Origin of the sequence: Haloechinothrix aidingensis (assembly GCF_013450155.1) — a bacterium.
GTDB lineage: Bacteria > Actinomycetota > Actinomycetes > Mycobacteriales > Pseudonocardiaceae > Haloechinothrix > Haloechinothrix aidingensis.
In genome coordinates this window covers 397376-412203 of sequence record NZ_JACCKD010000001.1, presented here as the reverse complement: position 1 = coordinate 412203, position 14828 = coordinate 397376, and the positions used below count along the sequence as shown (strand labels likewise).

The following is a 14828-nucleotide window of genomic DNA, read 5'->3' as shown; positions in this document are numbered from 1 at the left end:
CGGCGAGCACTCACCCGCCCGACGGGTCACACGCTCGACGCGGCACGCATCTCCCACGGCGCGCGGCCGACGAGATGATCAGCGGCCGGGTACCCGGTCCCTCGCTGGTGCGCGGGGCCGGGCAGCAGCGGGTTGGGTACGTGACCGGCGCTGGCAGGCATGACCATCCCCGGCGTGCGGACCTCCTCGAGCAGCGGACCGAGTACTTGCCGGGACGGCCACGTGGCCTCGCGCAGCAGCACGGTCTCCAGCAGCGTCGCGAGGGAGCGCGCGAGGTCGATCCGGCTCAGGCAGCCGCGTACGGCCTGGCGTAGCTGCGACCACAGCACGCGCTCGTCCATCCCGTAGTAGCGGGTCATGGCGTCGATGATGCTGTAGAGGTTGACCTGTACACCAAGGGTCTGGAGATACCCCACGAGCTCACGCATGCCGGGCAACGCGAGCGCAGGCGTCCCGCCCCCCTTCGTCCGGTACCCGGGGTCGGGGGTCCCGGCGATACGCATCCACTCCGGACAGACGCGTAGCGTGTCGTAGTCGCGCAGCACGAACCGGCGGATGTTGCCGTCGACGAGCTCGACGAGGACGTTCTGGCCGTGCAGCTCGGGGACGACGCCATGACGCAGGAACCCGAACGCGAGCTCGCAGAAGGCCTCGCTGAGGGTGCGGAAGAACCCGGCAGGGTCCCCCGGGTCGAACCCGGCACCGGCCAGGGTCTTGGCCATCGCGTCCCACTCGTGCGCGGCAAGGGCCGCCATCGGCAGCACGACCGCCGCCGGGTCGTCGAGCAGCTCACGCGGGTACCGGCGGAGCTGAACGGCAAGCTGGCCGGGTCGGTCGGCGAACTCGTCGTCACCACCCCACGTGCACCAGTGATGTTCCTCGGACAGCACCACCATGGACGCGAGCAGCTGGTCACGCTCGAGGATGTGCCGCATGGTCGCCTGCGCGCGCTGCGCGTTGTCCAGCTCCTTCGGCGGCAGCAGGCGGGTGATGCCCAGGGTCTCGACCCCGAGGGGAAGCTTGAGGTGCCACTCGGACTCCGGTGACGTCGCCAGCGTGCGCAGCGAGGACGTCGGGTGGAACCGGCCGACGGACCTGGCGAGCGGGATGATGTCGTTCGAGGCGATCTCGGTACCGAACACCGCGGGCAGGACCCGATCGAACTGCCACGGATGCACCGGGATCGTCGCGTAGTCCCCGGCGCCGAGGCCGGCTGCAACCATGGCGTCACTGAGCGCCCCGCGGTCGGCGTCGTCGAGAAGGTGCCGGGCCAACCGCACGGCGTCGGTTCCCGTGCCGTAGCGGAGCCGCTCGTGGCGCACCGCGACCCAGTCCAGCGCCACCGGGTGTTCGCGGCCCGGGCCGTACCGCTCGAGGTCGGCGACCGACCACCCGACGATGGCGCGCGCCGTCGGATGAAAGGGGCGGCAGCGGGTCGCGGCGAGCCGCTCCCCCGCGAGCATCTCGCCGGGAGCGGGTGTCGCGAGGTCGGCGAACCGGTCCGGCACGGTCGCGGCGGTGTGCTCGACTGCGACCCGGAGGTCCGCGGCGACCTGCTCGGCGGGCTCGTCGAGGTGACCGTGGCCGTTCGCGAGCGTGGTGAGGACCTCGTCCGGTGTGAGCACCCGTGGCGGCTCGCCGGGCTCGACGTACCACACGGGCCCGCGGGAGAGCCGGTAGCGCTGCAACGTCCCACCGTCGCGGCCACGGAACAGCAGGGTTCCCCGCCCGGCCGGGACGGTGCACCACACCTCCGCGCGGCCCAGCGGCGCGATCTCCTCCCGCGGGCTCGCGCAGGCCGCCACCATGTCGGCGATCTGGTAGCGGTTCTCCTGGAGCAGCGTGTCCACCAGATCGCGGAGGACCAGCTCAGCAGCGTCAGCCTCGCCTGCCCGATCACCGGAGTCAGGGCAGGGCTCTGTGGCATGCGCATGTCCGCACGACCGGGTAATGGCTGCCATGTGGGCTTTCTCCTGGGATCAGGTCATATCGAGACATGAATTAGGTAAGACTAACGTAATATAGCCTTGCCTAAGTATGACCTACGTCGCACGAACGGGCGATCGCGGAGAAAGCAGTAGCGCCACGGCGTGGTGTCCCCGGCCGACCGTGGCCCCGGGCGTCAGCTCCGGAAGAACGAGTTCGACTCGGAGCGGTACATGGACACCAGCGCCGCGACAACCGGCAGGACCGAGAGCATGCTCAGCGTCCCGTGCGCCACGCCCAGCCCACCGGCCTCGGCTCGTTGGTCGAGCCCGGGCAACGACAGCAATGTGCCGATGATGACGAGGGCGGCCAGCACGGTCAGCACGATCCGCGCCCAGTTCGCGCCGTTGCGCATGGGCAACGCGACGAGACCGGTGGCCACGATGAGTATCAGCGTCAACACGAGGGTGACGACCGCGGCTCCCCGCATCTGTTCGGCAGCCAGGCTCCCCTCGACCCCGACGGAACGGGTCGCGTCGTTCACCATGACCGCGCCGAGGACGAGCACGACGAGGCTGATCCCCACATAGATCATCCAGAGGACGAAGGCCACCTGCACCGGGCGGGGCCGGATCAGCGACTGCAGCACGGACGGGTCCGGGGGCGGCATCGACGATCCGGACGGTGGCCGCCCCTGCGGTGCCGGTGACTCGTGTGGATCCTGCGGGAATGTCATCGGCGGACAGCTTATGAGGTCCGACTCCGGCGCGCAGCGAGATCAGCGAATCACCCCCGGAAACGGGGCGCGTCGCCGGTGCGGTGTTCGCGCTCGACCCGCTCACCAGGCACCGTCCCGATGCTCGGCGCACCTGTGGCTCGTCGGCTGAACGTGACTCCGCGCTCACTGTCGGTGGGCAGGTCCATGATCAACCCGAACCGAGCGACACAATGATCATCAACATCCCGGCCAGCACCTCGCACCCGCGCGGCCACCCGCCGCGCGCTTACCGGAAGGAGACCGTCGCGTCATGATGGGTCGTACGCATGCGTTGACCGGCTGGTGCGCGGGTCTGGCCGTGGCCCCGCTCGTCGGGGCCGGGCAGATCCACGAGGCGGTGGCCATGGCCACCACCACCGCCGGGTTCGCCCTGCTGCCCGACCTCGACCACCCCGGGGCGCGGGCCTCCCGCCTGCTCGGCCCGCTCACCGGCGGCCTGTCCTGGCTACTGCGACGCGCCTCCGCCGGACTGTACGCCCTCACCCGCCGCGAGGCCGACGACAACAGCACCGGCACCCACCGGCACATGACCCACACCCTCGCCTTCGCCGGTGCCCTCGGCGCCGCCACCACCATCGGCACCCAGGCAGGCGGCATCTACGCCGTCGCCGCCGTGGCCATCCTCGGGCTGCTGCTGGCCGAGAACGCCCTCGGCGACTGGCTACTGCCCGCCGCGGGAGCCGCCATCGCCTGGTGGGCCTACACCAGCCCCAGCGGGCTGTCCGAACTCACCCAACTATCCGGATGGCTCGGCATCGCCGTCGCACTGGGGTGCGTGGTCCACTGCCTCGGCGACGCCATCACCGAGTCCGGCTGCCCCTTCCTCTGGCCCATCCCCATCCGCGGCGAAACCTGGTACGAACTCCGCCCACCAGCCTGGCTACGCTTCCACACCGGCAAAACCGTCGAAAACGCCCTCATCGCCCCCGCGGCGACCATCCTCGCCATCGCCCTCCTGCCCGGCATCACCGACCTCATCACCCCCGCCATCAACAGCCTCCAAGCGATGCTCTGAGCGCTCGACCCCGCGCGTCGCTGGGCTGTCGGTGGCGAGCTGATCCAGCGGAGCGAAGACCTCTTCCTGCAACTCGATCGCCGTGCGCCCCGTGGTCAGACCGGCCGGGAGCTTGTCTCTCTCCAGCGAACAATCACCGGAAGACCAGCCGGCCAAGAACGAATCATTGGAGAAGGCGCGACGCAGGAATGGCGATTACCTGTCCCCTGCCACTTTCAATATATAGCGCACCGGGGGGCTTGCGGCAAGACCCGGGTCGTGCCGCAGAATCACCGGCGAAGCCAGAACCTGGCAAAACGGGGGTCGCGACGTGCGTGTGTTGCAGTCGGCGAGCGGGTCGCGCGGGACGTCGAATCGCTGATCGGGCCCGCGAAGCGGTTCTCCGCAATCCAACGGGGAACCCGAAGAACCCAGCATCAATGAGCCGCTGTGAGGGGAATGTGTCAACTCAGGGGTACGACGAGGAATTGCGGTCCGAGCGGGACTATGTGGCCGGTCTTTACGCGCGGCTCGATGCCGAGCGCGACCGGGTGAAAGGCGAGTACGACGCGGCGTTACGGGGAACCGGTGGCACCGCCATGGAGCGGGATATCGAGGTGCGCGCACTGGCCAAGGAGATGAAGCGACTGGACGTCGCGGACAACGGGTTGTGTTTCGGCCGGTTGGACACCACTTCGGGCGAGCATTCCTACATCGGCAGGATCGGCCTTTTCGACGAGGAGAACGACTACGAACCGGTGTTGTTGGATTGGCGAGCGCCTGCGTCGCGCGCGTTCTACGTGGCCACCGCAGCGAACCCGGAGAACGTGCGTCGGCGCCGCCAGTTCCACACCCGCGGACGCCGGGTCCTCGATTTCACCGATGAGGTGCTCGGCCGTCCAGACGGAAGCGAACGGGGGGATGCCGCCCTGCTCGCGGCGGTCGACGCGCCGCGCGGTGACGGGATGCGCGACATCGTGGCGACGATCCAGGCCGAGCAGGACGAGATAATCCGAATCGACCACCCCGGGGTGCTGGTGATCGAGGGCGGCCCGGGCACAGGCAAGACCGTGGTGGCGTTGCACCGCGTCGCGTACCTGCTCTACACCCAGCGGGAGCGGATGGAACGCCACGGTGTGCTCGTAGTCGGGCCCAGCCCGGCGTTCCTGAACCACATCGACCGCGTCCTGCCGTCACTCGGCGAGTCCGACGTGGTGTTCATGACCCCCGGAGACCTCGTGCCCGGCCTGCACGTCACCGCAGAGGACACCCCGCGAGCCGCCCGTCTCAAGGGTTCGCTGCAGATCCTGGATGTGCTGGCAGCGGCCATCGCTGACCGCCAGCGGCTGCCGGAGCACCCGCTGCCGATCGAGCTCGGAGAAGTCACGGTGCGGATCGACGCCGAGAGCGCGGAGTGGGCCATCCAGGAGGCACGCGCGAGCGGGCTGCCGCACAACGAGGCCCGTACGGTATTCACCGAGATCCTCACGTGGGTACTCACCGAACGGGCGATAGCCCGGATCGGACGGGGCTGGCTGACCCGGGAAGACCGCCAAACCTGGGAGGACATACGGGCGGACCTGCTCACCGAGCTCGCGGAGGACGACACGTTCACCGCAGCGCTCGACGAGCTGTGGCCGGTACTGACGCCGGAAACGCTGCTGGCGACGCTGTACACCTCCCCCGAGCGGCTGCGGGCGGCCGGTGCCGACGAGGCGTTGTGGCGCGCCGAGGGCGACGCCTGGACGGTGTCGGACGTGCCGCTGCTCGACGAACTTGTCGACCTGCTCGGTCGCGACAAGGCGGCCGAGGATTCCGCCGAGCGGACAGCCGAGCGGGGGCGGAAGGCCGAGGCGTCCTACGCCGCCGGTGTGCTGGACGTTCTCGTGGACCGCCAGGACTCGATGGACGACGAGGACCATCTGTTCGCGACGGACCTGCTCTACGCCGAGGACCTGGCCGACCGCTTCGTCGAGCACGACACCCGGGATCTTGCCGAACGTGCCGCAGCGGACCGGGACTGGACCTACCGGCACATCGTTGTCGACGAGGCTCAAGAGCTATCCGAAATGGAATGGCGGGTGCTGATGCGGCGCTGCCCGGCCCGGTCCTTCACCGTGGTCGGCGATCTCGCCCAACGCCGCTCGGACGCCGGAGCGGCATCATGGCAGGAGATGCTGGAGCCGTACGCGCCCGGCCGCTGGGCCTACCGGTCGCTGTCGGTGAACTACCGCACCCCGGCCGAGATCATGACCGTCGCCGCAGCGCTACTCGCCGAGTTCGCACCCGACATCCAGCCACCGGAGTCGGTCCGCGCGTGTGGCGTGCGGCCTTGGTCCAGGCGGGTCACCACAGACGAACTACCCGCCGCCATCGAGGACTTCGTCCGCGACGAAGCCGGCCGCGAAGGCACCAGCATCGTGATCGGGCCACCGGGCGTGCCGGGCACGACGGTGCCTGTGCCGCCCTCGGAGATCAAGGGCCTGGAGTTCGACGCCGTCCTCGTCGTGGAACCGGAACGGATCCTCGCCGGCGGCCCACGCGGCGCTGCCGAGCTCTACGTCGCCCTCACCCGCACCACCCAACGCCTCGGCGTCCTGCACAAGGGACCGTTGCCGCAGGTCCTGGCCGGGCTCGCCGAGACCGTGCCGTATACCCAGGCGAGGAATCAACGGCCAGCGTAGCGATGCCCGTGCGGACGACCATGCAGCAGAGCGCGACCAGACGACAACGGGAACTCCAGGCAGATGACGTTCTCAGACGCGCAGCCAGGTGGCCGACAGACTCAACGACTCTGTCTAGCTGTCCGGTTGGCTCGCTCTCGCCCTACTACCCGGACTCGCCGACCCCCGTCTCCCCACCACGACGGCCGTCCGGGCGGTGCGCTGAACATCCGGGCGACGCACGTGCGCGACTCGCACATGGTTGCCCATACTCAGCTCACTCGACAGTAGCCAAGTCACCACGGGGTCGGGTCAGAACGGATTCCACGTCCATGGTCGGGCAATGTCCCCGCGTAGGCATGCGATGCGATGGTGTGTCTCGTGTGCGGCTTGACTGCTGGTGGCGGCCTTGCCAAGCACGAATATCACCCAACGCAGCTGTTGGATGTCGGCGAGCACACGGAAAGCAGCGGTGGCGGTCACATCATGACCGCCGTAGGCAGTGACGAAGTCCTCATAATCAGCGCTACTCAGGCGTGCGAAATCCGTATAGTCGACCGCGACAGGAATCAGATCCCAGTCCGGATGACCGCGCGAGACATGTTCAAGGTCGAGCAGGACCGGCGCGGTCACTTCGGACACGGCGACATTGCCTTGCCACGCGTCACCATGAATGACTCCCCCGGCCTCGTCGAGTCGCAGCTGCTGGAGCTGCTCACGGAGATCCTCGACGCGGCGGGCGAGCCAAGTTCGTTCCTGGTCGGGCACGTGCCGGGCTTCGGCAATGCGCTCGCCCAGGCCGGCGAATGGGTCGAAGGACGGCAGTTCAGGCTGTGTCGGAGGGTTTAGGGTGTGTAGAGATCGCAACAGAGCGCCAAGTTCACCGGTGGTGGCCGAACGGTGCTCGGGCAGCTGCTCCCACCAGGTCACCGGCCTATTACCAACCATGGTCGGCTGAGGCACGTAGTCAATGGCCCTGACGACAGGCAGGCCCGAGGCAACGAGCCAGCGCGATACATCGACCTGCCGTCCAGCACTCTCCTGTGAGCCGCTCGGTCCGATCCGAGCGACTATTCCACCAGGAATCCGGTACATCACATTGGAACCATCACGGATCACCACCGCTCCGGTGGCATCCAGGCCCGCCAAGCGTGCCGCAGCGGCGAGTACGTCCTCGGTCGTCGTCAGCGGTGTAGTCACGTTCCTGATGCTCTCAGGTCGCCGGGTGCGACATGCTGGTGATGTTGTGACGCAACTCAGCTACATCGCCGAGATGCGAATAGGCCTCGGCTGCACCGGCCAGACCCTGCAACTCGGTTAGCAGCCGTTTCGACCGAAGCGAGCCAGAGTCGACGACAGCCTGGCGACCGATCGGTAAAGCTTCCTGCGGATAGCCGGTGTTCATCAGTAACGTTGCCAGTCGGATACGCGAGAAGGTCCGAGAGCGCGGGTACTCGGTACCTTGCCGCCGGATCGCCTCATCCAACCGGCTGGTGGCGAGCTCCGGTATTTCACGCATCTGTGCGATCGGGATCAATGCTTTACCGGTGCTGCCGTGATGCTCGGCGGCGTCGTAGTAGCACAGCCACGGCGGGTCCACCGCAGGGTCGTGGTCGGCGAAGTGACCGTCGGCGCGGTCGATATCCGCGCGAGCTTCGGCATGCCGGCCGGTCAGCGCCAGCAGTCGGGCCCGGATCGTGGCCAGCATCGCCCGTGCCGTGGCGGTGAGCCGATCCGAGCGCACTTCCGCGAACTCGATCAGCTCCAGGGCGTAGTCGAGATCCCCGAGGTACACGGCCTTGCGGGCCATATCCGCCAGCGTGTTGGCCCGCAATGACCAGGATCCGCTGGCGTCGGCGCACCACAACGCGAAGGCGAAGCAGCGATCGGCGGCTGCGTAGTTGGCGATATCGAACGCGGAGTACGCGACGACGCCGGCGAGGTTGCCCACGGCTTCGGCAATCGCACGATGCACCTCCCGCGCGGCGCTGACATCCAGGAGTTGGCCCGCCCAGCGCAGCTGGGCTGTCGCAGCCTCACATGAGAGTCCGCCACCGAACAGGTTCTCCGACATCGCCACCGCCCGGGTGGTCGCTCGCACGTGTTCGACTTCGGTCCATCCCAGCCGTGTGGGCACAGGTGACTCGACGGTGGTGTTGGCCAGGAACTCCGCCGGGCTGCCGTCGAACCCGACACGGGCCCGAACGTCGAAGGCCTTCCCCGCTGCGGCATCCGAGCGGGTCGGCGATTGGGAGTTGCCGCGCCGGGTCGGGTAAAAGCCCAGGTCAGCATCGCTGTCAGCGTCGAGAACTGCGCGGAGTCCCCACCGGTATGCCGCACTGGGCCAGCGCACCGCGCCGCGCTCGTACCGGGCGATCGTGTGCGCGTCCAACTGGTGACGCTTGCCCGTCGTCTGCCAGATGTAGCGGTTGACGGCCTCAGCCAGCTCTGCCCGGCCCATCACCTCGCCCGGTGCCGCGCGCGAAGGCGTGGCTTCGCGGTAGCTCCGCAGGCGCTCGTTCGGTGTAGCCAACGGATACCCCCTTGTATCACCGGCACGGGCATTCAGCCTATCGCTGCAGGCAGACAGTCGCGGCAGATTGCCCCACGGTGTCCCGCAACTTGCCCTGCCGGACCACGTCGATATCTCCGATAGTGACAGGCATGTCACCGAACGCCATCGGTCGCCACTCCCGGTCGCAACGGGCCAGCGACCGAAATGATGCCAGCGAGGTAAGCGTGAACGACGGGCACGTCGTACTCGGTCGCGAAGAGTGGCAAGCGATCCTCGATGCCCTCGGGGGCGACGACACGCAGCGCGACGAAGCGTACGACGCACTGCACCGCCATGCTCCGGCGACTTGGTTCGACGCCGAGGCGGACACGTAGTCATGGCATCCTCCGGAACCTGGCAGACCGTGTGCCAGCAGCGCCACTTCGTGAGGCGGACGTTCTGGGACAAGGGCACGATCGTCGCCGTCACCGCCTGCGGGTGGCTCATGCGACGGACTGCCTACGACGTCCGCATGCGTGACGCGACCGTGTGCATATCGTGCGCGAGCGCCGATACCCCTCACCAGCACTCCGCCGGCACGACCTGAGTCGATGCGCCAGTGCGGAGGGTCCGGCGGATGAAGCCCGTCGAGTGCGTAGCGAGACGTCGTGTCGTTCGTCGACGAAGATCCGCAACGCTGCTCAGGTCTCTTCGGTCGCGGAGGGGAACCGGGGTTCGCGTTTCTCCCGCAGTGCGGCGGTGCCCTCGGCGACGTCGGGGCCCATGAACGTCAGCATCTCGTAGGCCGCGGACTGGTCGAAGATCGGCCCGGCGGTCTTGAGCCAATTGTTCAACGCACGCTTGGTCCAGCGGATCGCGGTCTGGGAGCCGGTCGCGAGGGTCTGCGCGACATTCAGTGCCTCGTCGAGTACCTCCTCGGACGGAAGCGCCTTGGCGACCATGCCAAGCCGCTCCGCCTCGGCACCGGTGAGCATCTCGCCGGTGAGCAGGTAGTAGCGAGCCTTCGCCATCCCGGCCAGCAGCGGCCAGATGATCGCGGCGTGATCGCCCGCGGCGACCCCGAGCTTGACGTGACCGTCCCCGATCCTGGCGTCGGTGGCACAGATGGCGATATCGGCCAGCAACGCCACTACCGTGCCTGCGCCGACGGCGGCCCCGTTGATCGCCGAGACGATCGGTTTCTCGCAGCTGACCATGTTGTAGACGAGGTCGCTCATCTCGGAGAGCATGTGCGAGACCCGGTCGTAGTCACCGGTCATCCGCTCCACCATGGCCAGATCACCACCGGCGGAGAATGCCTTACCGGCACCGGTCACCACGGCCACCCTGGTGCCCGGATCGGACGAGACATCCGTCCAGACCCGGGCCAGCTCACGGTGCATCCGCTCATCGGCGGCGTTGTACTTCTCCGGCCGGTTCAACGTGATCAGCAGGACCCCGTTGTCGCGGCGCTCGAAACTCAGCTGCTCGTACTCGGAAAACGTCACGATCGCCGACCTCCTCGGGTTATCGGAACCGGCACTGTAACCGGTGTGTCCCACCCCGCTGAGGGATCGTCGCATCGTGGCGAGGCAGGGAACTCTCCGCGACCAGCACAGCGCGCGTTCGACAAGGTCGCGCTCACGTTCATCCTGCTCCATGTCGTTCGTATATGGCACGATTCCGCATATGACCAGATCAGCCTCGGCGCAGCGCCTGAGCGCCCTCGCGCGGCTGCGCCGCGTGCGCGACCGGATCGACCGGGAGTACGCCCAGCCGCTGAACGTCGAGGCGCTCGCCAGGGGCGTGAACATGTCGTCCGGGCACCTCAGCCGCGAGTTCCGGCGCGCCTACGGCGAGTCGCCGTACTCCTACCTGATGACACGGCGCATCGAACGGGCCATGGCGCTGCTGCGTCGTGGCGACCTCAGCGTCACCGAGGTCTGCTTCGCGGTCGGCTGCTCGTCGCTGGGCACCTTCAGCACTCGCTTCGCCGAGCTGGTCGGTATGCCGCCCAGCACGTACCGGAGCCAGGCGTCGCGCGGGACGGCGGGGCTACCGCCGTGCGTGGCGAAACAGGTCACCAGACCGATCAGGAATCGAGAAGCGCCCGCCGCGAGCCTCACCTAGCGTGACCGGCATGGATATCAGAATTCACGCGAGCTTCCTTCCACACAACGACCCGGACGCCTCCCTGGCCTTCTACCGCGACATCCTCGGCTTCGAGGTGCGCGGCGACGTCGGCAACGGCGAGATGCGCTGGATCACGGTCGGCCCCGCCGACCAGCCAGACACCTCCATCGTCCTGGAGCCGCCTGTCGCGCCGGGCCGCGGCATCACAGATGACGAACACCGCACCATCACCGAGATGATGGCCAAGGGCACCTACGCCGGCGTCAACCTGGCCACCTCCGACCTCGACGGCGCCTTCGCGCGGCTGCAGGCCAGTGACGCCGAGATCATGCAGGAGCCGACCGACCAGCCGTGGGGCGTTCGCGACTGCGCCGTCCGCGATCCCGCCGGCAACATGATCCGCATCCAGGAGCTGCGCTGATCCCTCCGGCGACCGCTGCCATGACCTGCCAGGATCTGGTGGGATCGAGCCAGGGTGACGCGAGCGGAGCCCGCGAAGGGGGCCCGCGCGACCGAGGGAGGCACGATGAACACGGCCACGAAGGCCGGCGCCCAGTCGACTGCGCCGCACGTTGCCGACAGCCACGACCTCATCCGGGTGCACGGCGCGCGCGAGAACAACCTCTCCGACATCCATGTCGAGATCCCGAAGCGCAGGCTGACGGTGTTCACGGGCGTGTCCGGCTCGGGTAAGAGCTCACTGGTGTTCGGCACGATCGCAGCGGAATCGCAGCGGCTGATCAACGAGACCTACAGCGCCTTCCTGCAGGGCTTCATGCTGGCGCTGGCGCGACCCGAGGTCGACGTGCTGGACGGGCTGACGACGGCGATCATCGTCGACCAGGAGCGGATGGGTGCCGACGCTCGCTCCACGGTCGGCACCGCGACCGACGCCAACGCGATGCTGCGCATCCTGTTCAGCAGGCTCGGGCAGCCGCACATCGGCCCGCCCAGCGCGTTCTCGTTCAACACCGAGTCGGTCCAGGCGTCCGGGATGATCAAGAGGGGCGACGGCAAGGCCGAGAAGGCGACGTTCACCCGGACAGGCGGCATGTGCCCGCGCTGCGAAGGCCGGGGCGCGGTCACCGACTTCGACCTGTCACAGCTGTACGACGACGGCAAGTCACTCAACGAGGGCGCGCTCACGATCCCCGGCTACAGCATGGACGGCTGGTACGGCCGGATCTTTCGCGGCTGCGGCTTCTTCGACCCGGACAAGCCGATCCGCAAGTTCACCAAGAAGGAATTGCACGACCTGCTCTACAAGGAGCCGACGAAGATCAAGGTCGACGGGACGAACCTGACGTACGCCGGGCTGATCCCGACGATCCGGAAGTCGATGCTCGCCAAGGACCGGGACGCGATGCAGCCGCATATCCGGGCCTTCGTGGACCGTGCTGTCGTCTTCACCCCTTGCCCCGACTGCGACGGTACCCGGCTCAGCGAGGCGGCCCGGTCGTCGAAGATCGACGGCGTCAGCATCGCCGACGCCTGCGCGATGCAGATCAGCGACCTCGCCGACTGGGTACGCGGCCTGGACGAACCGTCTTATGCACCGCTGCTGGCGACGCTGACCGAGACCCTGGACTCGTTCGTCGAGATCGGGCTCGGCTACCTGTCGCTCGACCGGCCGTCCGGCACGCTCTCCGGCGGCGAGGCGCAGCGCACCAAGATGATCCGCCACCTCGGTTCCTCGCTCACCGACGTCACCTACGTCTTCGACGAACCCACCATCGGCATGCACCCGCACGACATCCAGCGGATGAACAACCTGCTGCTGCGGCTGCGGGACAAGGGCAACACGGTGCTCGTCGTGGAGCACGAGCCGGAGACGATCGCCATCGCCGACCACGTCGTCGACCTCGGCCCCGGAGCCGGCACGGCGGGCGGCGCCGTCTGCTACGAGGGCACCGTCGGCGGGCTGCGGAGCAGCGGCACCATCACCGGCCGTCATCTCGACGACCGGGTCGCCCCCAAGGAGAGGGTACGCTCGCCCACCGGCGCGCTGGAGGTCCGCGGCGCGACGGCACACAACCTGACCGGCGTCGACGTCGACATCCCGCTCGGGGTCCTGGTGGTTATGACCGGTGTCGCCGGATCCGGCAAGAGCTCGCTGATCGAAAGCTCGGTGTCCGGCCGGGACGGTGTGGTGTCGATCGATCAGGGCGCGATCCGCGGCTCGCGGCGGAGCAACCCGGCGACGTACACGGGACTGCTCGACCCGATCCGCAAGGCGTTCGCGAAGGCCAACGGCGTGAAGCCGGCGCTGTTCAGCGCCAACTCCGAGGGCGCCTGCCCCAACTGCAACGGCGCGGGTGTCATCTACACCGACCTCGCGATGATGGCAAGCGTCGCGACCACCTGCGAGGAGTGCGAGGGCAAGCGGTTCCAGGCGTCGGTGCTGGAATACCACCTCGGCGGCAGGGACATCAGCGAGGTGCTCGCGATGTCGGTGACCGAGGCCGAGGAGTTCTTCGGCACCGGCGAGGCCAAGATCCCGGCAGCCCACAAGATCCTGACCCGGATGGCCGATGTCGGACTCGGTTACCTCACCCTCGGGCAGCCGCTCACGACGCTGTCCGGCGGCGAGCGGCAGCGGATCAAGCTGGCCACACACATGGGCGACAAGGGCGGCGTGTACGTCCTCGACGAGCCCACCACCGGCCTCCACCTCGCCGACGTGGAGCAGCTGCTCGGCCTGCTCGACCGGCTCGTCGACTCCGGCAAGTCGGTCATCGTCATCGAGCACCACCAGGCGGTCATGGCGCACGCCGACTGGATCATCGACCTCGGTCCCGGCGCCGGGCACGACGGTGGCCGGGTCGTCTTCGAAGGAACACCTCAGGAACTCGTCAGTTCCCGCTCCACCCTCACCGGCGAGCACCTCGCGGCCTACATCGGCAGCTGACCGGCTCGCGGACACCGTGCGGCACGTCGCGCCGGCACGCCGCCTCGGCGCCTCGTCACCGCCATCGACCGGCTCATCCCGCCCACGGGTGAGAACGGGTGTGCGTCCGCCGCACCGGGGTTCCTCCTCGCGTAACGGTGCGTACGGTCGAGCTCTGGCATCGACAGGCGTCGCGGGATGGTCAGCACGTCCCGGACTCAGGGGTCAACCGGTGAGGAGAGTCCATGTTTCCCGAAGATCTGGGCAGTTCGTTCGAGTCGCTCGCGCTCGTCGCGGTAAGTTCGGTCGCGATCTACCTGGCGCTGATCATGTACTCACGCCTGGCCGGGTTGCGGTCCTTCGCCCAGATGACCAACTTCGACCTCGCCGCCACGGTAGCGTTCGGTTCGATCACCGCGACCACGGCGGTGAGCACGAATACGTCCCTGGTTCAGGGGTTGCTCGCTCTCGGCGTGCTGTTCGTCGTGCAGGCACTGATCGCGCGGGTGCGCAGGTACCGCTCGATCGAACACGCGGTGGACAACCGGCCCCTGTTGCTGATGTGCGGATCGGACGTGCTGGCACACAACCTGGCGAAGGCCCAGATGACCCGGGAAGACCTGAACTCGAAACTGCGCCTCGCCGGTGTGACACGGGTCGAACAGGTGCGCGCAGTGGTGCTGGAAGCCACCGGGGAGGTCTCGGTTCTGACCGAAGTCCCGAACGGCCGGACCCTGGAGCCAGGGCTGTTCGCCGGAATCGATGGCGAGGAATGGCTGACTGCCACCGGTGGGCCGGCACGCAGCGATGGTCACAGCTGAGGCCACCCCTGCGCACGACGCCTGTGCGGACCAGCACGATGACCGGATAGCAGCGCGCCTGTGCCACGAACGTTCGCACTGTCCTCTCTCGCGGCGGACCGATGACGTCGTTCCCGCGCATGCGTACGGGCA

Annotated in this window: 12 protein-coding genes; 7 read left to right on the top strand and 5 right to left on the bottom strand. The window is 68.1% G+C overall.

What is annotated here, in order from left to right; translation table 11 throughout:
* Positions 1-26 precede the first annotated feature (26 nt).
* Together H0B56_RS01955 and H0B56_RS01950 are read right to left on the bottom strand one after the other, a co-directional pair.
* Positions 27-1961 (bottom strand): IucA/IucC family protein, encoded by a 1935-nt coding sequence (locus tag H0B56_RS01955; protein ID WP_180891185.1) that lies wholly within the window; start codon positions 1959-1961, stop codon positions 27-29.
* Between the two features lie 161 nt (positions 1962-2122).
* Positions 2123-2662, bottom strand: a complete 540-nt coding sequence (locus H0B56_RS01950) for a hypothetical protein (protein WP_180891184.1) — start codon at positions 2660-2662, stop codon at positions 2123-2125.
* Between the two features lie 292 nt (positions 2663-2954).
* On the opposite strand from H0B56_RS01950, the gene H0B56_RS01945 reads away from it, so the two are divergent.
* Both H0B56_RS01945 and helR read left to right on the top strand, forming a co-directional pair.
* Positions 2955-3719 carry a metal-dependent hydrolase gene (locus H0B56_RS01945; RefSeq protein WP_180891183.1) on the top strand — a complete coding sequence of 255 codons (765 nt, stop codon included), beginning with the start codon at positions 2955-2957 and terminating at the stop codon, positions 3717-3719.
* Between the two features lie 440 nt (positions 3720-4159).
* Positions 4160-6382: an RNA polymerase recycling motor ATPase HelR gene (gene helR / locus H0B56_RS01940; RefSeq protein WP_180891182.1), complete on the top strand. Its 2223-nt coding sequence runs from the start codon at positions 4160-4162 to the stop codon at positions 6380-6382.
* Positions 6383-6673: 291 nt separating this feature from the next.
* Here helR and H0B56_RS01935 read toward each other — a convergent pair whose 3' ends face one another.
* Positions 6674-7561, bottom strand: a complete 888-nt coding sequence (locus H0B56_RS01935) for a phosphotransferase (RefSeq protein WP_343063714.1) — start codon at positions 7559-7561, stop codon at positions 6674-6676.
* A 13-nt stretch (positions 7562-7574) separates the two neighbouring features.
* Entirely contained in the window at positions 7575-8822 is a 1248-nt protein-coding gene (locus tag H0B56_RS01930; protein WP_180891181.1) for an NsdA family TPR-like regulatory protein, read from the bottom strand.
* Between the two features lie 278 nt (positions 8823-9100).
* On the opposite strand from H0B56_RS01930, the gene H0B56_RS01925 reads away from it, so the two are divergent.
* Positions 9101-9250 carry a hypothetical protein gene (locus tag H0B56_RS01925; RefSeq protein ID WP_180891180.1) on the top strand — a complete coding sequence of 50 codons (150 nt, stop codon included), beginning with the start codon at positions 9101-9103 and terminating at the stop codon, positions 9248-9250.
* Positions 9251-9556: 306 nt separating this feature from the next.
* Here H0B56_RS01925 and H0B56_RS01920 read toward each other — a convergent pair whose 3' ends face one another.
* Positions 9557-10363, bottom strand: a complete 807-nt coding sequence (locus H0B56_RS01920) for an enoyl-CoA hydratase/isomerase family protein (protein WP_180891179.1) — start codon at positions 10361-10363, stop codon at positions 9557-9559.
* Between the two features lie 181 nt (positions 10364-10544).
* Here H0B56_RS01920 and H0B56_RS01915 point away from each other — a divergent pair, with 181 nt between their 5' ends.
* The 4 genes from H0B56_RS01915 (at position 10545) to H0B56_RS01900 (ending at position 14696) form a co-directional block, all read left to right on the top strand.
* Complete coding sequence (locus H0B56_RS01915; protein ID WP_180891178.1) at positions 10545-10985, top strand: helix-turn-helix transcriptional regulator; 441 nt, start codon at positions 10545-10547, stop codon at positions 10983-10985.
* Between the two features lie 10 nt (positions 10986-10995).
* Positions 10996-11409, top strand: coding sequence for a VOC family protein (locus H0B56_RS01910; RefSeq protein WP_180891177.1), 414 nt, complete (start codon positions 10996-10998; stop codon positions 11407-11409).
* A 105-nt stretch (positions 11410-11514) separates the two neighbouring features.
* Positions 11515-13896 (top strand): ATP-binding cassette domain-containing protein, encoded by a 2382-nt coding sequence (locus tag H0B56_RS01905; RefSeq protein ID WP_180891176.1) that lies wholly within the window; start codon positions 11515-11517, stop codon positions 13894-13896.
* 224 nt (positions 13897-14120) lie between these two features.
* Complete coding sequence (locus tag H0B56_RS01900) at positions 14121-14696, top strand: DUF421 domain-containing protein (protein ID WP_180891175.1); 576 nt, start codon at positions 14121-14123, stop codon at positions 14694-14696.
* Positions 14697-14828 lie beyond the last annotated feature (132 nt).